Annotated in this window: 21 protein-coding genes and 1 tRNA gene; 15 read left to right on the top strand and 7 right to left on the bottom strand. The window is 64.9% G+C overall.

What is annotated here, in order from left to right; all coding sequences use genetic code 11:
• Positions 1-55: 55 nt before the first annotated feature.
• Entirely contained in the window at positions 56-400 is a 345-nt protein-coding gene (locus Q9S71_RS12835; protein WP_311862727.1) for a hypothetical protein, read from the bottom strand.
• Positions 401-749: 349 nt separating this feature from the next.
• On the opposite strand from Q9S71_RS12835, the gene Q9S71_RS12830 reads away from it, so the two are divergent.
• From Q9S71_RS12830 to Q9S71_RS12820, 3 genes are all read left to right on the top strand, one after another.
• A complete protein-coding gene (locus Q9S71_RS12830) occupies positions 750-1460 on the top strand; it encodes a hypothetical protein (RefSeq protein ID WP_311862726.1) in 711 nt (236 codons plus the stop codon).
• A 32-nt stretch (positions 1461-1492) separates the two neighbouring features.
• On the top strand, positions 1493-2458 hold the full coding sequence (locus tag Q9S71_RS12825) for a hypothetical protein (protein ID WP_311862724.1): 966 nt from the start codon (positions 1493-1495) through the stop codon (positions 2456-2458).
• Positions 2459-2526: 68 nt separating this feature from the next.
• Positions 2527-2745 carry a hypothetical protein gene (locus tag Q9S71_RS12820; protein ID WP_311862723.1) on the top strand — a complete coding sequence of 73 codons (219 nt, stop codon included), beginning with the start codon at positions 2527-2529 and terminating at the stop codon, positions 2743-2745.
• 4 nt (positions 2746-2749) lie between these two features.
• Here Q9S71_RS12820 and Q9S71_RS12815 read toward each other — a convergent pair whose 3' ends face one another.
• The gene (locus Q9S71_RS12815) at positions 2750-3406 is read right to left on the bottom strand and encodes a hypothetical protein (RefSeq protein ID WP_311862722.1); all 657 of its coding nucleotides are present in this window, start codon (positions 3404-3406) and stop codon (positions 2750-2752) included.
• 90 nt (positions 3407-3496) lie between these two features.
• On the opposite strand from Q9S71_RS12815, the gene Q9S71_RS12810 reads away from it, so the two are divergent.
• On the top strand, positions 3497-4321 hold the full coding sequence (locus Q9S71_RS12810) for a GIY-YIG nuclease family protein (protein WP_311863297.1): 825 nt from the start codon (positions 3497-3499) through the stop codon (positions 4319-4321).
• A 9-nt stretch (positions 4322-4330) separates the two neighbouring features.
• Here Q9S71_RS12810 and Q9S71_RS12805 read toward each other — a convergent pair whose 3' ends face one another.
• Positions 4331-5140 (bottom strand): endo alpha-1,4 polygalactosaminidase, encoded by an 810-nt coding sequence (locus Q9S71_RS12805; RefSeq protein ID WP_311862721.1) that lies wholly within the window; start codon positions 5138-5140, stop codon positions 4331-4333.
• Between the two features lie 47 nt (positions 5141-5187).
• Between Q9S71_RS12805 and Q9S71_RS12800 the strand changes: the two genes are divergently transcribed.
• Positions 5188-5259, top strand: a tRNA-Arg gene (locus Q9S71_RS12800).
• 478 nt (positions 5260-5737) lie between these two features.
• Here Q9S71_RS12800 and Q9S71_RS12795 read toward each other — a convergent pair.
• The 3 genes from Q9S71_RS12795 to Q9S71_RS12785 form a co-directional block, all read right to left on the bottom strand.
• Positions 5738-6256 (bottom strand): hypothetical protein, encoded by a 519-nt coding sequence (locus tag Q9S71_RS12795; protein ID WP_311862720.1) that lies wholly within the window; start codon positions 6254-6256, stop codon positions 5738-5740.
• A 145-nt stretch (positions 6257-6401) separates the two neighbouring features.
• Positions 6402-7544 (bottom strand): hypothetical protein, encoded by a 1143-nt coding sequence (locus Q9S71_RS12790; RefSeq protein WP_311862719.1) that lies wholly within the window; start codon positions 7542-7544, stop codon positions 6402-6404.
• Between the two features lie 48 nt (positions 7545-7592).
• Positions 7593-10301 carry a DNA methyltransferase gene (locus tag Q9S71_RS12785; RefSeq protein WP_311862718.1) on the bottom strand — a complete coding sequence of 903 codons (2709 nt, stop codon included), beginning with the start codon at positions 10299-10301 and terminating at the stop codon, positions 7593-7595.
• Between the two features lie 136 nt (positions 10302-10437).
• On the opposite strand from Q9S71_RS12785, the gene Q9S71_RS12780 reads away from it, so the two are divergent.
• The 9 genes from Q9S71_RS12780 (at position 10438) to Q9S71_RS12740 (ending at position 18193) form a co-directional block, all read left to right on the top strand.
• Positions 10438-12465, top strand: coding sequence for a KAP family P-loop NTPase fold protein (locus Q9S71_RS12780; protein ID WP_311862716.1), 2028 nt, complete (start codon positions 10438-10440; stop codon positions 12463-12465).
• 41 nt (positions 12466-12506) lie between these two features.
• On the top strand, positions 12507-13244 hold the full coding sequence (locus Q9S71_RS12775) for a hypothetical protein (protein ID WP_311862715.1): 738 nt from the start codon (positions 12507-12509) through the stop codon (positions 13242-13244).
• A gap of 2 nt (positions 13245-13246) precedes the next feature.
• Positions 13247-14539: a hypothetical protein gene (locus tag Q9S71_RS12770; protein WP_311862713.1), complete on the top strand. Its 1293-nt coding sequence runs from the start codon at positions 13247-13249 to the stop codon at positions 14537-14539.
• On the top strand, positions 14536-15303 hold the full coding sequence (locus Q9S71_RS12765; protein ID WP_311862712.1) for a TatD family hydrolase: 768 nt from the start codon (positions 14536-14538) through the stop codon (positions 15301-15303). The genes Q9S71_RS12770 and Q9S71_RS12765 overlap by 4 nt, the downstream gene beginning before the upstream one ends.
• 47 nt (positions 15304-15350) lie before the next feature.
• The gene (locus Q9S71_RS12760; RefSeq protein ID WP_311862710.1) at positions 15351-15614 is read left to right on the top strand and encodes an oxygenase MpaB family protein; all 264 of its coding nucleotides are present in this window, start codon (positions 15351-15353) and stop codon (positions 15612-15614) included.
• A gap of 39 nt (positions 15615-15653) precedes the next feature.
• Positions 15654-15920 (top strand): DUF6412 domain-containing protein, encoded by a 267-nt coding sequence (locus tag Q9S71_RS12755; protein ID WP_311862709.1) that lies wholly within the window; start codon positions 15654-15656, stop codon positions 15918-15920.
• A 332-nt stretch (positions 15921-16252) separates the two neighbouring features.
• On the top strand, positions 16253-17074 hold the full coding sequence (locus Q9S71_RS12750) for an SDR family NAD(P)-dependent oxidoreductase (RefSeq protein ID WP_311862708.1): 822 nt from the start codon (positions 16253-16255) through the stop codon (positions 17072-17074).
• A 44-nt stretch (positions 17075-17118) separates the two neighbouring features.
• Entirely contained in the window at positions 17119-17394 is a 276-nt protein-coding gene (locus tag Q9S71_RS12745) for a DUF6412 domain-containing protein (protein ID WP_311862706.1), read from the top strand.
• An 85-nt stretch (positions 17395-17479) separates the two neighbouring features.
• Complete coding sequence (locus Q9S71_RS12740; RefSeq protein WP_311862705.1) at positions 17480-18193, top strand: YidC/Oxa1 family membrane protein insertase; 714 nt, start codon at positions 17480-17482, stop codon at positions 18191-18193.
• A 45-nt stretch (positions 18194-18238) separates the two neighbouring features.
• Here the strand turns inward: Q9S71_RS12740 and Q9S71_RS12735 are convergent, their stop codons facing one another.
• Positions 18239-18877 carry a hypothetical protein gene (locus tag Q9S71_RS12735; protein WP_311862704.1) on the bottom strand — a complete coding sequence of 213 codons (639 nt, stop codon included), beginning with the start codon at positions 18875-18877 and terminating at the stop codon, positions 18239-18241.
• Between the two features lie 162 nt (positions 18878-19039).
• On the opposite strand from Q9S71_RS12735, the gene Q9S71_RS12730 reads away from it, so the two are divergent.
• Positions 19040-20353 (top strand): HNH endonuclease, encoded by a 1314-nt coding sequence (locus tag Q9S71_RS12730; protein WP_311862703.1) that lies wholly within the window; start codon positions 19040-19042, stop codon positions 20351-20353.
• Positions 20354-20521: the final 168 nt, after the last annotated feature.

The following is a 20521-nucleotide window of genomic DNA, read 5'->3' as shown; positions in this document are numbered from 1 at the left end:
GTGAACCTACACCCTTTAGGTTTGGTCTTCGATTCGTGGTCTGAGGCGATGTTCCTCAGCCGGAGAGCTCGGTCGGCCACATCTCGCCGCCAATATCGCGGGCCCAGCGATAACAGCCTTTGGAGTTCTCCTCGAGGTAGTACCCGTCGACGCCGCCATCGATGAAGGAGACATTCCGGCTGACGATGGAGATCGTGCCGTCTTCGAGGACCCAGTCGTCGTACTTGCCGAAGGAACCAGGGTCGACGTCCTTGATTCGCGAGAGGTACTCGATCGCCCGCGGCTCGTCGTCTTCGCGGTAATAGGCGTGCCACGCGCCATGCAGATTGGCGCACCACCACCACTTCTCCGCCGTCTCGGCACCCTCGAGACCCTCCGGAAAGCTGTAACCGTCAGGCATCGGTCGATCGAACGACGCAACGGCATCGGTGTAGGCAGCATGTTCCGCGGACACCTCAGAAGGGGCTGGTGTCCTCGGATCCGACGTCGGGGCCGGTGGCGAAACAACGATGACAGAGTCTGCCGCCCCGCTGATAAGCGACACCGTGAACGCCGTCACCGAGAGGACAGCAATTGAACCTGCAGTCGCCAAAGCTGCGACTTTCACCCCCGTGCGCACACTGCACGCTAACCCGGCCCACCGGAACGCGGCAATTCGCGCTCAACGGTTCGCCGCCGAACCGTGATCCCGCGCCCGATCCCCGCGCGCTACGTTCAGCGGAGGGGATCGCTCGGGCGAAGGGGCACGCATGGCCAGCAGCGGGACGAGGCGGTGGCGGATCGCCGCGACAGTCGTGGCGATGCTGGGTCTGCTGGCCGCCGGGGCACCCGCGGCATCCGCTGCCGACGGTGACACTCCTGCCGACGTGATCGCCGCGTTCTCGGTCGAGAACGCCGTCGAGCTCGGGGCGGACGAGGCCAGTGAGCTCGAACACGTGCCGGATGCGGCATCCTTCGGCACCGTGCATCGGGTGCACGCGTGGAGCGCGTCGCTGATCGCGGGGGAGGCGGGCGACCCGGTGTCGGCGATGGACGAGTGGGTGGCGCCGGTCCTGTCCGCGTCGGGTGAGGCCGTCGGTGTCTACCGGGTGTGGCGTGAGACGCCGGACTCCGACGCGACGTTCGCCGGAGTCGACGGGGATGCCGCTACCGCCGCGGCACTCACCGAGGTCGCTGGGGGCGTGACGGTCATCGAGGATCCGACGATCGCCGCCTGGTACACGCTGGATGCCGGGGTCGTGACGCCGGTGGGTTCTGCGCGGTTCGACGACATCCGCGTGGCGACGCCGATCGACCGTGCGGCCGAGATCGTGTCGGCCCGGTTCGCGCAGAATGTGCGGGATGCCGCGCCGCCGGTGGGTCTCTCGTACGAGAGCTGGATGTGGGCCGGCATCGCGCTGCTAGTGATGGCTGCGGTCGGGGTCGGCTTCGTGGTGCGGCGGCGGCGCCTGCCGGCGTGAGGGAGGGATTGCGCGCGTGGGAGCATGACGGCATGGATCCTGAGGATGAGCTGCCGCGACTCCACCATCACGCTGTCGATCCCGCTGCGCTCGAGGGTGAGGGCGAACCGTTCGTCGACCTCGTGCGCAGGTGCGGTGCCGACCCGATTCCGGTGCCGGTGGCGCAGGGGTGGCGGATCCTCCGGCAACAGGAGTCGGGCGCCGTCATCGGCGCTCCGGCGGACGCCGACCGTCAGACGTGGTGGGTGGGTACCGTCCACGAGGGCGAGAGCGTCTGGGCCGAGGAAAGCCCCGCGCGGCTTCGCGGAAGCTACGCCGAGCGGCGGCGGGGCTTGGCGCTGCGGTGGCCGGCAGGTCAGCGGCCGGATGCCGGGCCCGACGGCTTCGCGATCGACATCATCAATGAGGGCGAGCGGCGGTGGGAACCTGACGGCGACACGTTCCACGTCGTCGGTGCGGTGGCGGGGCCGGAAGAGTCGCGAACGATGATGATGTGGATGGCGACCTCCGGGACGCCGGCGGTGGCGCTCGATCCCGGTGAGTACGCGCGCGTGCCGGTCGTGATCGACCGGGAATCGTGGGCGCAGTTGCAGCCGGGCGAAGCGACCCTGCGCGCGTGGCTGGTGCCGCTTCGGGTGATGGGTGAGCCGCTGCCGATCACCGTCACCGTCGAATCCATCGAGGCGGTTCGTCCGAGCGAGAGGTGGGAGGATTCGGGCTGGTCGCTGCGGGAGATGACGCAGGAACTGAACCAGCAACGCGCGGTGTCGGATGCCGCATCCCGCCTCCCGGACATCGTCGCCGCACTCGAGGGGACGATGACCGACGACGAAGCTGTTGCCGCGATGGCTGCGCGCCTGGAGGTCGACGAGTCGGCGGCGGACGCCATCTTCAACGCTTTCCTGCGGGACCTGCACCCGGCGTCGGCGGACGACCGTCGCGAGCGGATCGCCGAGCTCGAGCAGATGATGCAGCAGGAGCGCAACGTAGCCGACTGAATCCGTCGCGCGGGGGAGGTCCGCCGTATGCGGCCAGGCCTAGCCTCGAACCGCGGAAGGAGTGAACCATGACGGAAGAGAAGGCTGAGGTACCTGTCGCCTTCTGGTACTTCATCGGAGCGACGTTCGCCGGAGTGGCGCCGGTGCTGTTCTTCAACTTCGCGGAGTGGTGGGTGAAGCTGCTGTTCATCCCCGTAGCGCTCGGTCTGATCGTGGCCGGGTTCGTGCAGCTGCGACGCGAGACCGGGTGGGGCAAGAGCGAGGGCGAGCAACCTCCGACGGGGTGACGCGTCAGGACTGACCGGGCTTCCACGGGAACGGGTTGAAGATGAAGTTCTCCTGCAGGGTGAAGTCGCCCTCGCGCATGCCGCTGTAGACGCCGTCATACCAGTCCTCGGGCGACGTGCCTTCGTAGTTGTTCGGGAACGCGTTCGACAGGTAGGCGTCGCGGATGACGTCGAGGTAGCCGATGGCGGCATCCTCATCGCCCCGATCGAAGGCGGCGCGGGCGGCGTCGACGTTGGCGTACTCGAAGTAGCTCCAGATGCGGTTGGCGGTGACGACCTCGGCCCAGTTAGGCCCGTCTTCGGGGCGGTCGTAGTAGCCCGGGTCGACGGGGAAGGAGTACCCGGCGGGGAGCGGGAAGGGGAACGCCGTCGCCGCGGCGCGGTAGTACTCGAGGATGCCGTCGAGGTCACGATGCAGCATGTGGTTCGGGTTCGCCTGCATGTAGGTGTCGGCGTACTCCGCGGGCGAGACCGGGTCGGAGGGGAGGCCCTCCCCGTCAGGGGCGTGGGGGCCGGCGGCGTCAGCGGACTCGGGTGCTGCGGGGGTCGCGGCAGGCTCCTCACTCGTCGCGACAATCTCCATGGCCGAGCACGCCGTGAGCGATCCCACCGTGAGGAGCGCCGTGGTGGCGAGAGCGAGGATCGTCGAGGCGCGGCGCATGGGGGCAGTCTGGCAGACGGGGTGGTGGGGTGCATCGCCCGATGAGGTGAGTGCGGGGGAAGTACGACGTAACCTCGCCTTGTGACAGACATGCCCTATGACGCTGCCGAAGCGGTGCCGCCGTTGAGCCCGACGGAAGAGATCGCGAACCTCATACGAAACAACGACGGACGGCTCGGCGAGGTGTTCCGGCTGGACGAGCAGGGCTTCGCGCCCGACGCGATCGCTCAGCAGCTCAATGTCGCAACCGTGGGCTTTGTCTACTCCTACCGGACGTACGCCAACGCTGCTCTGCACGGCAAGGTGCCGGGCGGGTCCACGCTTCGGAAGGCGACGCTCAGTTCGCTGAACTCTCTGGTCAAAGCCGGGCGTGACGTCTTGTCTCGCGACGCCATGCAGCTTCTCTTGGCGCATCGATCTGCGGTCGAGGCAGCCGAGTTGGACGCTGAGCCGACCGTTCAGGAGGTCGAGGACAACGAGCAGCAGGAACGCGACGCTCTCTCGACCTTGGAGCGGCTTCGTGGGGTTCCCGGGATCTATGCGTTCTCCTATGGCTGGTATCTCGAGAGCCCCGTCGATGAAGCGCGGGGCAACACACTCATCAAGGTCGGGCGCGCCGAGGATGTCAGCGCCCGCATCAAGCAGCACTCGAGTGGGGCCAGAGCCCACATGCCGGAGCCGCTCGCGCTCCTTCGCGTCTATTCCGTCGAGACGCCGGAGCTCGTTCACACGGAGCGAATGTTCCATCAGCTTCTCGACACCGCGGGACACGGCAATCCGCGGCGTCGTGGCCTCAACCGCAGCGAGGTAGGAAAGGAATGGTTCCTCACGAACGAGGACTTCCTCGACGCGGTTGCCAAGGCGCTGAAGCTCACGACGCTTTACATCGGTCGGTCAGAGTTCGCCGACGAATAGCCGCGACGTTCAGCCGCAGGTCTCGAACACGTACGCCGGATCATCGGGCGTGACGAGATCCCGGTCCCGCAGAACGACGGATGCCGGTGTCTCCGGGTCGGCGCAGACCTCGTCCCACGGCCGGGGGAGGTTGTCGGTGTACTCGATCGCGAGGACGTGGTCGCCGTAGACCTCGGTGTAAGCGGAGCACTCCTCGTAGGCCGCGCACTCCTCGACGACGGCGAAGTCGAAGCCGGCGCGCGAGCGGAGGAGGGAGGCATCCTCGGCCGCGTTTTTCTGACCGGCTGCGAGTCCGACGTCGTGGGCCGTGTCGACGAGCAGGGTCGCGAGGTCGAGCGCGTCGTCCCGGGTGAGGGCGCCGTCGGTGCGGGTGTAGGTGTCGAGGTTGTCGAACTCGACGGCGTCGAACCCGTCGGACGCGCAGTCGCGGACCCACGGCCCGACGATCTTCGCGATCTCGTCCGCCTTGCGGGTGTCGAGGATGACCTCGTCCGGCCAGTCCGGGTCGATGACCGGCTCGCCCTCGTCATCGCGGAGCAGGAGCTCATCGGGCCAGACATCGAGCTCACCCGGCTGTGTCTGGAAGCCGTTGACGTAACAGACGGAGTAGAGGTGATCGACGGATGCCGCGGCCCGGTCGCGTACGACGACGTCGACGTCGTTGGGCGGGTCGTAAGCGCCGCCCAGCTGGTAGTCGAGCTGGAAACCGACGGGCGGCAGCTGAGGCCCTGCGGGCGGGTCGTGTGGCGGCTGGCCGGCGCATCCCGCGAGCAACAATGCGGTCGCGGCGAGCAGGGGGAGTGCGCGCCGGACGGTCATGTCGCGAACCTACCCGACGTCGGGGGATCGGTAGACTCGACGGGCCAGCCTCTGTAGCTCAATGGAAGAGCAGTTCCGTCCTAAGGAAACGGTTGGGGGTTCGAGTCCCTCCAGGGGCACCGAATGTTCGCTTCATCTCCCTGATTGAGCGGTGAGCGCGTCATCGCGTTGTGCTCCGAACGGTGTGGACACGCGTCCTGGCAGATCGGCGAGCGATCGTAAAGCGATCCTTCGTCGCCTAACCGGTCGACCGGGTTTTGTGCGTTCGATCAACCCTCAAGCCACAGCGGCAGATCTAAGCTTCACCGGCACCGTGCACTGACTCGCCGAAAGACCCGCGATTGCATCGCTCGCCACTGCGTTCGATTTGAGCCGCATCGCTCCGAGCTCGCCCAGGACATCTTCGATGGCGAGTGGAGCGTCGTTTGTCCTTTCGTCCTATTTCCGGCGTTCTAGGTGTCTAGGGCTCGGAGCGACTTATCGATCCGCGCCACTATTCGCTGCCGAGAAGGTAGGTACGTACCCGCCAGTCCAGCGACCTCAGAGTCAGGTGAGGGTTGTTTAGGCGTCCGCGGGCCTCTCGCCGCGATGGAGCATCTATCTCGGCAGGCGGAGATTGCCGCTCTTCAATAGCGCCTGCGCGCCGAGCACGACGATCGCGGTCGCGATCGGGACGCCGATCTGCACGAGTGCGACTCCACGCCGCGTTTCGCGCGCTTGATCCGCAATGAAAGCCTTGTTTTCTGTGTCCTTCCTCGCTGCCAGCTCGTCGACACGCGCGAGTGCTGCGAGCAGCGTCGCTTCCTGTTCGGCAGACAATTCTTCGCGTTGGAGGCGGTCACGGATCGCACTACGCGTGCTTTCGAGCGAATCGTGTAGACGCTTCTGATTCTTGTCGTTCGCGTCGAGTTCGAGGCCGTAGATCCGCTCGAACGCGGTCACCGCCTCGAGCGCAGCATCACGAAGTCCAGGGATGAGATCGTAGAGCTGTGAGCGCAGCGGCTCGGCGATGTCGTCCATCATCGCGGCGATTTCCAGCTTCTTCTCATCGCTGAGGTTGCGAAGGTCTGGAACGTCGAGTGCCCGTGCCAGTTCGCCTTCGTTACTCAGTGTCATGGACTTCCTCTCCCTTGCATCAGCTCGATGCCTCAACGGTAGTCTCAGGTTCGATCGAGCCACCATGCTTCGTTGCGCAATGAACTATGAGCATTGACGTTTTTGTTCAACTGCTCACACTCCGTCATCCGCTTCAATTCTTGGCCTAGAAGATCAGTCCGTACTCGCGCCCGGAGCCCATTCGAAGTTCGACCGCGTGCGGCGCACTGTCGATGATCGCGGCGAGTCCGTTCTTGTCTGTGGCGATGAGCGAGAAGCGACGTGGGCCTCCGGCGTCGCTGCTGAGTCGCTTGAACACGAGGAAAGAGTGATCGTACGAATCGGGTCCGTCCGTCCCCGGAACCGGAAGGTTGATCTTGTCCATTGCATTGTTGCCGAATCTGACGGAGCGTAAGACTGGGCTGTGCCCCGGTACCGTTATCTCGATCTCGCCGAATCTGGAATTGACTGGCACCCGCTCAGCATCGAAACCAAAGAACACCCGTGTGCCACGGGGCGTGTCCAACTGGTTGCCAGGACGGTGGGGGCCCGAGTTGTGGTAGAGCTCGTCGGTACGAACCCACAGAGCTCGAGCGTTCGCAAGTTGTACCGAAAGTGCACCACTTACCTCTTGCGAATGTGGCGGTATCAAGTACCGACTCACGTCGGGTGCGCTTTCCTCTGGCGGAGCTGGTGGGCCCGGGTAGTGGCTGAACCGGCTTTCGTACTCATCGAGGATGTCGGCGAGGGGATCGGCAGCTGCCCATGCATCATCGAACCAATTCAGAAACGGCCGGGCCCTGGAGAGCATCTCCAGATCCGCCTCGTTCAGTGCTCCGGTCCAGGAAGTGCGAAGGGCGACCTCGGATCCGGTCGCAAGAGCGCTCGCTGTGAGATTGGCGGAGCCGATCACGAGCGAACTCTGCCCCGCCCATCCTGCTTCTCTGAACAAGTAAGCCTTCGCGTGAAACGGGGTTGGCGGAGAAAAGGTCTGGGACGCAAGCGTGGCGCGGCCACTTGGCACTCTGACCTCGGCGTTTGGGATGCCCGCTATGAGGGTGAGTGCTTTCGGATTGGTGAAACCAAAGTCGATACTCACGAGGAAGCGCTTTTCCGCTGCGATCCAAAACTCGTTCAGCTGGAGACGATCCTGCAGCAAGAGGACTCCCTGGGGGCTTGCATAGGCCACAGCGACGTCGACGTGGCTGAAGCTCGCAGCATCGACACACGCGGCAGTAAGCGCGGCAAGCACCCCTTCCACTCGCCCAACGCTCGCGTCCTGGGCGTGCACATCGACCGTGTAAGTCATGAGGTCAACCTCGCTCGCATCGATACTCGGCGTCGTTGCGAGTTTGCATTACCTGCCCATCGACCGGTGTAGCTCCAGCAGGTGTGCAACGCGAGCAGCGCCGTCTTCGAACGGTTCCGCCCGGTAGAGGCGATCGACATATGTGTCGATCGCGCGGTGCGCGGCTGCCAGGTTCGCCGGCGTGACTGTGGGGTCATATAGGTCAGCGAGCGTGTCCGTCACGTGCGATGCGCGCGCATCGAGCACTGCTTGAGCGAGAAGCTCCACTCGTGCGCGCTGGTCGTCCGACACGGAGGGGAACACAAAGTTGTTGTAGACGATGTCTTTCGAATACCGCACATCACTCTTCAGGCGGCCGCCTACCGTACGTAGCCAGTCCATGTGCATCCGAGACGTCAAGATTCCAAAGTCGTAGAGCGAAGCTCCCTCCACTGCAAGGCAAGCATCCGAGACGATCACGCCGCCGTCGAAGAAGCCCATCGGGACGTACGAGCGTCGTTCGGAGGAGGCGCGCGGAACTAGGAGAAACGGCTTGATCGGCCGCACCGTAACTTGCGCGAAGAGATGTGGGATGTCCGCGAGCTGAGGTCGGGCTGACTTTGCGCGCACTTCACGCACGGCTGCGACCCGCTCGTAGATGGCTGGCATCGAGCGAAGCTGTCCGGCGGTAATGCCTTCTAGCCACAGGCAGTACCGCTCTTGACCCTGAATGAACTCGCGGGCACCTAGGAACGGAAGGATCCAGTCACCAGCCGTCGGCTCTCGCGCAAGTAGGGCGTCGCGCTCGTCTCGCGTCATGAGAAGGTGGCCGCCGTCGGCCGCCATGTTCCCGAATGACATCTGGGGAGCACCACTGATCTGCGCTTGCCGGGTCCGGACCACGTACTCATCGCCAGCAATGAGATACGGACTAATTGACGGGACGAGCTCGAGGATCGGCTCACCGCGGCCGTTCTCGTAGGAGTAGAGCTGCTTGACTTTATCGGCTTGGCGCGAGAACCCAACGACAACGCAGTGAACGTGCGCGACGCCACGAGCGTCGTTAGTCCAGATGAAGGTGCGGTGAGCAAAGTTAATGTGCTGGCCGTTCGCCAGGAGCCCTGGCCAGAAGATGCCCGGCTGCTCGCCTTGACTGATGGAGTTCGTCGAAACGAATGCAACGCGGATGTCAGGGTTGAGGGCTGTGTATCGATCGGCGAGCAGGTACCACGCCACAACAAAGTCCAGGAATCCGGCCTCACGAAGCCCGGAAGCAACCTTCCGCAGCTCCGCCTTCTGCTCTTTGTCCATCGTGCGGCTACCCAGAAACGGGGGGTTGCCGAGAATGTAGTCGGTCTCGGCAGCGGGGCGGACCTTGTCCCAGTCGACCTTGAGCGCGTCAGCACACACAATGTTCGCACCGTCCGTCAGCGGGATTCGCGCGTACGGCATCCCGAAGCGTTCGGAGGCCTCGAGGTTCATTTGGTGGTCCGTGAGCCAAAGTGCGGTCTGAGCGACGAGCGCCGGAAACTCCAGAACCTCGATGCCACCGAACTGCTCGACACGCACCTTGAGGAGATCGGCGACGTCAGTGAGCGTAACCCTGTCGCCTTGGATCTCGCCTAGCACTCGGTGCTCGAGCCGCCTCAGTTCCCGGTACGCGATGATCAAAAAGTTGCCGCACCCGCAGGCCGGATCGAGGAACCCGAGACGACCGAGTTTGTCGTGGAATTTGTGGAGATTTGACAGACGATTGCGGTTGTAGGGGATCGCCTCGAACTCAGCGTAGAGCGAGTCGAGAAACAGAGGCTTGATGACATGGAGAATTTTCTCCTCGCTTGTGTAATGGGCACCGATGTCATGTCGCGCTTCCGCGTCCATCACTCCCTGGAACATCGAGCCAAAGATGGCGGGAGAAACCTTGGACCAGTCGGGCCGCGTCGTAAGCAGCAACTGGTGTCGCATGGTCCCGTTGAAGTCGGGCATGGGGATTGTCTCAGCGAAGAGTCCGCCGTTGATGTAGGGGAATGCCGAGAGGTCCTCGTCGAGGGTCATTGAACGTTGTTCGGGGGGAGTGTTGAGAACCTCAAATAACTTCGCAATGCGAGGCCCTACATCTGAGCCATCGGGACTGGTTCGATTTCGTAGATAGGCCTCGAAGGTGCCTTGGTCGAAGATCTGAGCGTCGTCGGCGAAGTGGCAAAACACGAGTCGAACGAGGAACAGCTCGAGTCGATGGCCGACGTAGCCAGAGTGATACAACGCCTGATGGAGTCGAGCCATCCGTTCAGCGGCGTCGCGGTTGACCGGCGAGGCCTCTTCGATCATGCGCATCTGTTCCTCGATGAGGAACCCGAACAGTCGGACGTGGTGCTGCAGCTCCGACAGCGGGAACGACCTCACCTCACGGGTGTCGAGATCGAGGAACTGGAAGTTCTGGAAGTCGCAAGCCACGATTGCTACCGGGAGATCGTGATCTGGAATGCCGTCGAGGTACCCGAGCGCCTGACCCTGCGCCCTCGCTAGATCGCGGCCGGCACTCTTGTGCTCGACGAGCAACTTGCCGGGTAGGAACATGTCGATAAAGCCATGCCCTCTGCCGGAGAGGCGGACCGCATACTCGAAGTAGCCTCCTGCGCGGCGTCGGTCGATGCCAAACACTTCGAGAAACTGTGTCCAGAAGCTCTGCGACTCTCCGCGTTCGCGCACCTCGCCGTCCCACTCCGCGGCGAAGCGTGCCGCACGGACGGTGATCTCATTCCACGAGAGGCGGGGCACAAGATCACGTTAACGCACCTCCCCGACAGTCTTCAGTCACGATGCGTGTTGCCTCTATCCGATGACCACCGTCGGATGATCGCCGCTACTGTCGATCACAGAGCGCCCACCGGCATTGTCGGCGGCAGTGAGGCGCTTGGCGGCGTACCTGCAAATGCTCGAATGTTTGTTCGAGTTCGATGAGGAAACTCGGTTGGGCTTCACTGGGGGATTGAGCGTGACTGGCACAAAGGGAAGCAGTACCAATTCGAAGCGCTATCCGCTTCTCCTAGATGAGCCAACGGAAGTTGACCTGCTTTCTTTCGATGCTGTCGCATCGACCGTCGTGGACGCAGTGCTTGATCCTCGCCTCGACCCCATCGCCCTCGGTCTTTCCGGTAGCTGGGGAAGTGGGAAGACATCCGTCCTCCGCTTGATTGGACGCCAACTGCGTCCAGCAGACGGCTCGGAGTCGACCCGTATTGTCATCGAAACCGACCCCTGGCGCTATGACCCGCAGCTCGGGATAAAGGAATCGCTCATCGGCGAAATCCTCGCGGCGATTGAGGCGGCACTTCCAGAGGACGGGCTCGGCGAAAAGTCAAAGTCGCTTCTCAAGCGGCTCGTCAAGCGCGTCGACTGGACAAAGGCGATGAAGCTTGCAGCCACGTCGGCTATCACGGTCACCCTCCCATCGGTCCAGAGCGTGCTCGATCTCGTGAAGCCGAAGAGTGAAGTCGAGGGCGAGGAACAACCCGAGCCGATCACCGACATGGTGCAGTTCCGAGCCGAGTTTGAGAAGCTCCTGGAATCCGAAGGTCTCGCCTCAATCAAGAACGTCGTCGTGCTGGTCGATGACCTCGATAGGTGCCTCCCAGAGACCGTGGTTGAGACGCTCGAGACGATTCGCCTCTTCCTGTCGGTGCCGAAGATGTCGTTCGTTATCGCCGCCGACGAAGAACGTGTCGCGGAAGCCATCGCGACTCGTTTTTCGGATGACGGTGAAATCGGCGAGGAATCCCCGGCTCGTCTGTATCTCCACAAGATCGTGCAGACCTCCGTACCCGTTCCTGCGCTCAGCGACTTCGACACGGAGGCGTACCTCGTGTTGCTTCAGATTCGCTCGTTCGTGCCCGACGACGTTGAATATAACGGCATTGTCACGGAGGTGGCGAAGGCCCGCCGAGCAGCCGCCACCCTGGAATCCGTCAAGTCGCTGCAGCGCGACGACTTCGTCGAGCAGCGCAATAACGCCGCGCGTATCCGCCCCATCGTCCACGAGAAGACCCGCGGCAATCCCCGACGAATCAAGCGGTTCCTCAATGACCTGTCCGTGCGACTTTCGATCGCTTCCAAGCGCGGCATCTCACTGGACGAGGCCATGATCGCCAAGCTCATGGTGCTTGAGCAGTATTTTCCCGACGACTTTCAGACCCTGACAGACTGGCTTCGGCAGCGCACGCTGCGGACAAACCTTAAGGCCCTCGAGGCGTTTGCCGGTACACCGCAGGCCACGGACGGGACTGACGACACCGCAGGCGACACCTCCAAGCCCGCAGCCGATGACCAGCTGGACGGAGAGATTCTGGGCGAGTCGCCCGTGGAGGGCAAAATGACTTCGGGTGCCAAGGTCACAAAACTTACACAGCCCGTACCGACCGAAGCGAACCCTCAATTTAGCGAAGGATTGGTTCGATGGGCCCGCCTCTCACCTGCTCTCGCCAAGAAGGACATCGCGCCGTACCTCGTTTTCGCAGCAAGCTTCAAGAGCGTGTTCCTCGAGTCTGATGCACTTCCCGAGTCGATCCGAGACATGGCCACGCAGCTCCTTTCTCGCTCGCCTGGTGAGGCGCGCCGCGTGAGCGACGACATGCTTCGGCAACTCGAACAGTCGAACGCAACGCGTCTCGTGTCCTACATCGGTGGCGTCGTTGTGGACGAGCCAGCGCGGCAGGCGCAGGGGATCATCGCTATGTTGCGCATATCGCGAGTGCAGGCTGGCGCCGTCGACTCGGTGGTGAACGCGCTCAAGCGAATCAAGCCCTCCGAGCTGAAGGTCTCGGCGCTAACGACACTGCAGCCCACTGACGCATCGGAGATTCTCAACCAGTTCGAAGCCATGGTCAGCGCCAGTGGTAAGGCAGAACTCGTTGGGGCATTTGGCGCTGTCAAGGAAGGCATCTAGCCGTGGGGACTAGCTCGTCCTACAAGGGTTCGACGAGCAAGGTGTCGAGCGCGCTTCGCGACGGCGTCAGTTCATGGTCGCAGTCGCAGACTGGCGGATCGAAGACGCCGGTTCCGCAGAGTGTGGTCGCGCAGGCGCTCAATATCCCAGTGTTCCCACGTTCAAGCGGCGGTTCTGGCGGAGGCGGCGGGGGTGCCGCGTCGGGCGGTGGCGGGGGCCGTCAAGGCGGCGGATCCAAGAAGCAGAGCTCGCCGCGACGCGACGCGCGCGCCTACGCCTCGACCGCAAGTCGCGCAGCAGGGCTCGCGAGGGCATTTCGAGAGGGCGATCGCGAGGCGCTTGCTAAGGCGGGTCTCGATTTCGATCGCTTATCCGAACTCCCGTCTCGCTCCGAATTGGTGCGCGCGATTCTCAATGTTGTCTGCGACGCCGACATGGGGAGTGACATCCCAGCTGAAGAACAGCGTGATATCGCTGCCCACCTTTTGGACTGGATGTTCGATGGTACCGAAAACCGAACCTTGCCGGACGCCGTCGCGACTGCAGAGCATGCCATTGGGCTGATTGTGGCCGAGATCTTCCTGTCAGAGGCCGGCGAGTTTCACTCCACCGACGCCGTCTCACGCGAAGAGTTCATCAGCGGTGTGTACGAGACAAGTCAGCAACTCGCGGCCGGATCAAACCTGGCTCAGTCCGGTGCGAGTCAGAAGGACATCGATAAGGCGATTCAGCGCGGGCTGCGGTGGCTTCGACGCGCTCACCGCGGGGGTGACTCGTAATCGTGTTCGAGTTCCGTCTTTCGGTCCTCCCGCCCAGTGACCCGCTGCCGACCGACGCGGACACCACCTTCTTCTGGCACAGCAAACACAGCATGCCGTACTTCCATGCCAATGTCGGACCGCGGCTTGCTGAGTACGGACTGGTGAAGAGCCGCAACGTCGACTTCGTTCGTATCGCCGCCGCAGTGCTCGCCGCCGACCGCTCAGCTAGTCGCTCGGGCAGTCTCTCGCGCTGGAATCAACGAGATATCGCGCTCACAATCGACGTGCTTGCGGTCAGCCCATGGGACGGAGTCAAGAGCGACCTCGAGCGACTGCTGGCCTTCCTGACCGGCGATGCCTGGTCGCTCAAGTTTCGGCGAGAAGTCGGGGCACCTGAGCAGCTCGGAAGTGCTGCTGCCGGGGCGACGCGGGCGGTCCTTTTGAGCGGCGGTGCGGACTCGGCAACTGGAGCGCTCCTCTCGGCCCTGGAGCTGAGCGGGCGAGCTGAGAAGCAAGTGCTGATTTCGAGTTGGGCATCAACAAATCTTCGTCCGCTTCAAACACGGGTCGCCGATGAGATCGAGCGGATTGCGAAGGGCTCCACCGCAGACCACATCAAAGTGCGCATCGCGCGCGGGCGGCACTCCCCGAGCGGCGTGGCGTACGGTCGGGAGAACTCGACGCGGTCGCGCTCGCTTCTCTTCATCGCGCTCGGGCTGGCTGTTGCGTCAGTCGAAGGCCTATCGTTGTGGCTTCCGGAAAACGGCTATGCATCAATCAACCCGCCGCTCTCGAAGAGTCGCCGCGGAAGCCTGTCGACTAAGACCACTCATCCGAAGTTCATCGCAGATCTCAAGCGAGTCCTCGAAGCGGTCGGTGCGCACCATGACGTCGTCAATCCCTACGCCGCCGCGACGAAGGGGCAGATGTTCTCGCTTGTCGGTGACGCGATCGGCAGATCGGGGGCAAGTACATTCCTGTCGTCAACCTCTTCTTGCTCCCACACGGGTGCTCGGTCGTACGGCATCGCGCCCGACGTGGCCTGCGGTGTCTGCTTCGGGTGTGTGTTGCGGAAAGCATCATTCGCGGCGAGCGGGCTGAACGACGGCACCCACTACCTCGAGCCTGCGAACGACAGGCAGCGCAACTGGCTTGAAGACAAAACGGTCGTGCCGGCGATGCGTGACTTTCTCGCCTCGCCGTTCGGAGAGTCTGATCTTGCCCGCTTGCAGATACCAGCGGATATCCCGCTCTCCGAAGTCGCGAAGCTGGTCCAACGCGGTCGCGAGGAGCTCGGACACTTAGTGCTATGAGGACCCCACCCCCTCTCGACACGCATGCGCACCTCGCGGCAGATATCGATCCGGCAGCGGTGCGGGGACTTGGGGCGTTCATCTTGGGAATGACCCGGTCCATCGACGAGTTTGCGGCGGTATCGTCGCGCCGCGACTTGCGGGTGAGCTGGGGCGTCGGTGTGCACCCGGGGCTCGTGCGGAGCATCAAGGCATTTGACGCCAGCGCCTTCAGCGCGGCGGTGGAGTCAGCTGCTTTTGTTGGCGAGGTTGGGCTCGATGGTGGGGGTCGGGTGCCGCTCGCTGACCAGGCGCGGGTTCTCCGAGCAGTGCTCGAGGAACTCCAACGACAACCACGTGTCGTGAGCGTGCACAGTTCGCGTGCTCAGTTCCAGGTGCTGCGCGAACTACACCGCACGCCAGTCGAAGGTCTGCTTCTGCACTGGTGGACCGGCTCAGCGGAGCTCACCGAGGAGGCGGTGCGGCTTGGCTGCTACTTCTCGTTACCCCCGGCCATGATGTCGTCGCTCCAGGTTCTCGAAGTCATCCCGCTCGAGCGGTTACTACCTGAGACGGATCACCCGTACGGTGACCGCCGAAATGCTGGTGCGAGACAGCCCGGGGGAGTAGCGGAGGTCGAGCGACGTATCGCCAGGCTGCATGGCCTCGAATCGCGAGAGGTCCGCATTCAGTTCTGGCAGAACTTCCGAACGCTTGTCGACGAGGTAGATAGTCGGCAGCGGTTTGGGGCTGCCTGGCGGACCACGTTCGAGCACCTTCCCTAGTCGCGCGGCGGCGTCGACGCCGGACATTTCGCCGAGGACGGCGCCGCGTGGGGCGTGCACGCCGGCATCACGGCGCCCTTCTCCTTCGAGCCCTGCACTCGGGCGCCCTCGCGGCCGTGCACGATTGGGCGTGCTACCGGGAGGACCCGATCCGCCGCCTCACCGGCACCGTCCGCTCGGTCATCACGCTCACCTATGCGTCGACGACCGAGGCCGATGCCGAGACTGCCCGCGTCGGCCGGTTCCACCGCCGCGTCCGGGGAACCGGAGTGCTGAGATGGCCAAGTTTGGTGAAACGCGGCATCGGCTAGCCTCACAGTCACACGACGCGACGGGCAGGGGAGGTGGGCATGGTCCAAGACATCTTGCGCGTCGTCCTCGGACTCCTCATCGCCGTTGATCCTTCGATGAGCGGCTCTGCGCTTACCGTCGCGCTGCTGGCTGTTGCAATCCTCACGCTCACGCCTCTCGCGACCGCGCTCCACGCAGTCAGCCGCGGCGCCACCCCGCATCCCACCCGTCGCATCGAACTCACGGCACCGCTCGCGCAGAGCGACCCCGACGCGCCGGGACACGTCCGCCGTCGCGGGCCCGGTCAGGTGACTGCGGCCGCGTAGCGTCGAACCGTCCGGGCACCGGGTGCCCCGGCATCCGTTCGCGGCCGATCAGCCGACCCTGATCGCTCCTACGAACGGAACCCTCGTGGACATCACCACCCTGCCTGTCGTCTCCACCCTGCTCGACCTCACCTCCCGCGGTCTCCTCGCCCTGACCTCGCTCCTCACCCCGTGGACGGGCGCGTTCGCGGGCGCGATCGCCATCGCGTGTTCGTGCTCATCCACGCGTTGTTCAGGGGTGAGAACTGCCATCGACCTCAGCAGGCCTCCACCGCGCCCACCTCTCCGTCAATGGCTTCGCCGACACCCACCACACGTGTGACACTCACCCCATGCGCACCATCATCATCACCGGAGCCAGCGACGGGATCGGGGCCGCGGCATCCCGTCAGCTCGTCGCTCGGGGTCACCGTGTCGTCCTCGTCGGGCGTTCGCCGAAGAAGACGCGGGCCGTCGCGGCTGAGCTCGGCACGCCGTACCACCTCGCCGACTTCTCCGACCTGGCGCAGGTGCGCCGGCTGGCGGGGGAGCTGCTCGAGGCGTACTCGCGCATCGATGTGCTCGCGAACAACGCGGGCGGGGTTTTCGGCAAGCGACAGCTGACCGGCGACGGGTTCGAGCAGACGTTCCAGGTGAATCACCTCGGGCCGTTCCTGCTCACGAACCTGCTGCGCGAGCGGCTCGTCGAGAGCGAGGCATCCGTCATCCAGACCGCGAGCGCGGCGGCGCGACTGTTCTCGCGCTTCGACGTGACCGACCTCAACGCTGCGCGCCACTACTCGGGGTGGCGGGCGTACGGCAACGCGAAGCTCGCGAACATCCTCTTCACCCGCGAGCTGCAGCGCCGGTGGGGGAGCGACGGCGTTTCGGCTGTCGCGTTCCACCCCGGCGTCGTCGCGACGAACTTCGCGGGCAACACGGGCGGTGCGCTGCGGTGGATGTACCACAGTCCCCTCGCGCGCCGCGTGCTGACGACGACCGACGAGGGCGGCAAGCGCCTCGTGTTCCTCGCCGACGGCACCCCGCGCGAGGACTGGCTGCCCGGCGCCTACTACGAGAACGACCGCGTCACGAAGACCCACCGACTGGCAACCGACCCGCGCCTCGCGCAGGAGCTGTGGGAGCGCAGCGCCGAGATGGTGCAGCTCGGGTGAGGCTCCGTTAGCCTGAGGGCCAGACGACGCGACGGGAGGCGAGCATGGTCCACGATCTGTTGCGCGTCGTCCTCGAGGTCCTCGGGCTCCTCGTCGCCGTCGATCCGTCGCTGACCGGATCCGCGCTCACCGTCGCGCTGCTCGCGCTCGCCGTCCTCACGCTGGCGCTCCTCGCGACCGCCGTGCACGCGGGCACGCGCGGAGCGGCGCCGCATCCCACCCGTCGCATCGAACTCACAGCACCGCTCACGCAGAGCGACCCCGACGCGGCAGGACACGTCCGCCGTCGCGGGCCCGGTCAGGTGACTGCGGCCGCGTAGCGTCGAACCGTCCGGGCACCTCGTGCCCCGGCATCCGTTCGCGGCCGATCAGCCGACCCTGATCGCTCCGACGAACGGAACCCTCGTGGACATCACCACCCTGCCTGTCATCTCCACCCTGCTCGACCTCACCTCGCGCGGCCTGCTCGCCCTGACCACGCTGCTCACCCCCTCGACGGGAGCGTTCGCCGGCGCGCTCGCCATCATGCTCGTGACCGTCGTGGTGCGGGCGGCGCTGATCCCCGCCGGCATCGCGCAAGCCAAAGCCGACCAGGCACGGATGCGGCTCGCGCCACGCCTGCGCGAGATCCAGACCCGGCACCGCGGCGACCGGGAACGCCTGCAACGCGAGACGATGCAGCTCTACCGCTCCGAGAACGTGTCGCCGTTCGCGAGCTGCCTGCCGATCCTCATCCAGGCGCCGATCGTCGGACTGCTGTACTCCGTGTTCATCCACGCGAGCATCGCCGGCCACGCCAACGAACTGCTGTCGCAGACGCTGCTCGGCGTTCCGCTCGGCACGAGCCTGCTGCACGCCGTCTCGACAGGAACCGCCGACCTCGCGACGTGGCTGGTCATCGGATGCCTCGTCCTCGCGATCGCGGCGGTGGGGGAGATCACGCGCCGGGCGTTCCGGGTCGAACCGGTGGACGGGATGCCGGTCGGTGTGCTGGGAGCACTGCAGTTCGCCACCGCGGTCGTCGCGGTGTTCGTGCCGCTCGCGGCGGGCGTGTACCTGCTGACGACGGTGACGTGGACGCTGGGGCAGCGGGTGGTGTTGCGGCGGGTGTATGGGTAAGGGGTGGTGGTCAGTCGAGCAATCGAGCCAGCGTGAACGTGAGATTCAATCGTCAGAAAGGGGGCAGTCGCCGAGGAAGCTGTAGTAACAGACCGCATCCTCGCGAACCGCCTCCTTGACCACGACGGTTTCGTACCGCTTGTTCGCCTCCGCGCTCAGTCGTCCAACGCCGTCGGAGGAGCTGTCCAGCATCGCTAGAGGGGCTTGAGCGACATCCTCTTTGAAGGTTTGCACTGTGTCGAAGTACGAGTCGCACAAATCCTGGCTATAGGAATCCAAAACGCGTTCGTCGCACGCAAGAATCCACTCGCCCGTCAGCGAGATGGCGCATGCTGAGGCGTATTGCCCGTCGTAACAGACCGGTTTCGAGACATCCATCGACACGGACCACGTACCGTCCGGGACGCTGATGTTCTTCGTCACCTCCGGCTCGACGACCTTGGACCAGTGATTCGCAGTTGCTACTCCGTACACAAACGTGAAGACGGCTACGGTGGCGATCACCGCGACGGAAGCCCACACCCAAGCGGCCCGGCGGCGCTTGGGTCGCCGCGATACTCGGGTCTCAGCCATGAATCGCCACGCGTTCGCGTTTGAGTCCTCAATGTCGTTTGCGGCGAGCCACTGGACATACGCCATGGCGACCGGTGCATGGGACAGGTCGGAGGGCCGATCGTTCTTCACATCCTCAAGCTAGCAACGGGCCGCGCGTCGCCGTGCGCAACGATGCGACAGGGACATTCGGGCTGAGCTGAACCGCCCTCAGCCATTGAATGTACGAGGGCGCGATGGTGGGGGCCTCCGGCATCCGAAACCGATGTCGGAGGCCCTCGCCACAATGGAGGTATGACCAGCTGGCACGGCACGATCGGTACACGGGAACGCCTCGCGCCCCTCGCCGACATCGCGCACGAGGCGGTCATGGCCGAGAAGCTGCTCACCCGGGCGCAGATCGTGCAGCTGCAGGTGCTCGCTCGCGCGGGGCAGCTCGCCGAGCAGCAAGCCGGCGACTCGCCCGCCCGCGTGCAGGCGCACGACATGGCTCTGCGAGCGATCGCCGCCGAGCTCGGTGGGCTCATGCACCTCACCGACCGTGCCGTGCAGCGCCGCATCACCCGCGCCCGCACGATCGTCGAGGACTACGCCGCCTCGCTCGCGGCGTGGCGCGCCGGCTCCATCACCCGCGCGCACGTCGACATCATCGTCGACGCCGGTGCCGAACTTCCCGCCGACATCCGTCTGCCGTTCGAGGCCGTCGCGATCCAGCGTTGCCGACGCGACACCCCCAACCGCGTCCGCGCCGAGATCGAGATGCTCGCGTTGCGGATGCACCCGCGCACCTTCACCGAGCGACACCAGGATGCCGCTGCCCACCGCGCCGTGCGCCTCGTCCCCGGCCGCGACGGCATGAGCGACGTCGTCGCCACCGTGCCGACTGTGATCGCCGAAGGCATCCACGACCGGCTCACCCGCCAGGCCCGCGCGATCATCGACACACGCACCGAACGCTCCAGCGACGTCGTCGACACCGACGGTCGAACCATCGACCAGGTCCGAGCCGACGTCTTCGCCGACCTGCTGCTCGCCGGAACGCCGGCCCTCGATGACACCCGCGACGCGACCGCCGGCCCGCTCGGAGCCATCCGCGCCCACGTGCAGGTCGTCATTCCCGCGCTCGCGCTGTCCGGTACCGAGGTGCCGTGCGACCTCGTCGGACGCACCCCCATCGACGCGGCTACCGCCCGGCGCCTCGCCGGCGACACCCCCTCGTGGGAACGCCTCGTCACCGACCCCGTCACCCACACGGTGCTCGCCGTCGACACCTACCGGGTGCCCCCTCCGCTGCGCCGCCACCTGCGCGCCCGCGACCAACACTGCCGATTCCCCGGATGCCGCGTACCCGCCATCCGCTCCGAAATCGACCACACGCACGACCATGCCCTCGGCGGCCGCACCGAACGGGCGAACCTCGCCCACCTGTGTCAGCGACACCATTCGATGAAGCAGTTCACCGCCTGGAAGGTGCGACAACTCGGGGGTGGCGTCCTCGAATGGACCTCACCCCTCGGCAGGATTTATCGCGAAGACGCACCCACCCCGGCCGTCGCGTTCGCTCCTGCCAGGCGGAAACCGCACACCCACGACCCGGCCCCGTTCTGATCAGGGCCGCCCCGACCGCGCGCACGGAGCAATGCGTCGACGTCGACCGGCTCCGCACGGCGTGAGCCATCCCCAAATGGTCACGCCGTGCGGCATCCGTCGATGGTGTCGCGCGGGGCGTTCCATCCCCCAGAGGTCACGCCGCACGGCATCCATCGTCGTTGTCGG

This window comes from Microbacterium gawkjiense (assembly GCF_031932225.1).
Classification (GTDB): Bacteria; Actinomycetota; Actinomycetes; order Actinomycetales; family Microbacteriaceae; genus Microbacterium; species Microbacterium gawkjiense.
The sequence above is the reverse complement of the archived record's forward strand: the minus strand, read 5'-3'. Positions and strand labels throughout refer to the sequence as shown.

Excerpts from the sequence above, each read along its gene's own strand:
- Q9S71_RS12835 (WP_311862727.1), bottom strand. The coding sequence starts at position 400 with ATGCCTGACGGTTACAGCTTTCCGGAGGGTCTCGAGGGTGCCGAGACG.
- Q9S71_RS12830 (WP_311862726.1), top strand. The coding sequence starts at position 750 with ATGGCCAGCAGCGGGACGAGGCGGTGGCGGATCGCCGCGACAGTCGTG.
- Q9S71_RS12825 (WP_311862724.1), top strand. The coding sequence starts at position 1,493 with ATGGATCCTGAGGATGAGCTGCCGCGACTCCACCATCACGCTGTCGAT.
- Q9S71_RS12820 (WP_311862723.1), top strand. The coding sequence starts at position 2,527 with ATGACGGAAGAGAAGGCTGAGGTACCTGTCGCCTTCTGGTACTTCATC.
- Q9S71_RS12815 (WP_311862722.1), bottom strand. The coding sequence starts at position 3,406 with ATGCGCCGCGCCTCGACGATCCTCGCTCTCGCCACCACGGCGCTCCTC.
- Q9S71_RS12810 (WP_311863297.1), top strand. The coding sequence starts at position 3,497 with ATGCCCTATGACGCTGCCGAAGCGGTGCCGCCGTTGAGCCCGACGGAA.
- Q9S71_RS12805 (WP_311862721.1), bottom strand. The coding sequence starts at position 5,140 with ATGACCGTCCGGCGCGCACTCCCCCTGCTCGCCGCGACCGCATTGTTG.
- Q9S71_RS12795 (WP_311862720.1), bottom strand. The coding sequence starts at position 6,256 with ATGACACTGAGTAACGAAGGCGAACTGGCACGGGCACTCGACGTTCCA.
- Q9S71_RS12790 (WP_311862719.1), bottom strand. The coding sequence starts at position 7,544 with ATGACTTACACGGTCGATGTGCACGCCCAGGACGCGAGCGTTGGGCGA.
- Q9S71_RS12765 (WP_311862712.1), top strand. The coding sequence starts at position 14,536 with ATGAGGACCCCACCCCCTCTCGACACGCATGCGCACCTCGCGGCAGAT.
- Q9S71_RS12755 (WP_311862709.1), top strand. The coding sequence starts at position 15,654 with ATGGTCCAAGACATCTTGCGCGTCGTCCTCGGACTCCTCATCGCCGTT.
- Q9S71_RS12750 (WP_311862708.1), top strand. The coding sequence starts at position 16,253 with ATGCGCACCATCATCATCACCGGAGCCAGCGACGGGATCGGGGCCGCG.
- Q9S71_RS12745 (WP_311862706.1), top strand. The coding sequence starts at position 17,119 with ATGGTCCACGATCTGTTGCGCGTCGTCCTCGAGGTCCTCGGGCTCCTC.
- Q9S71_RS12730 (WP_311862703.1), top strand. The coding sequence starts at position 19,040 with ATGACCAGCTGGCACGGCACGATCGGTACACGGGAACGCCTCGCGCCC.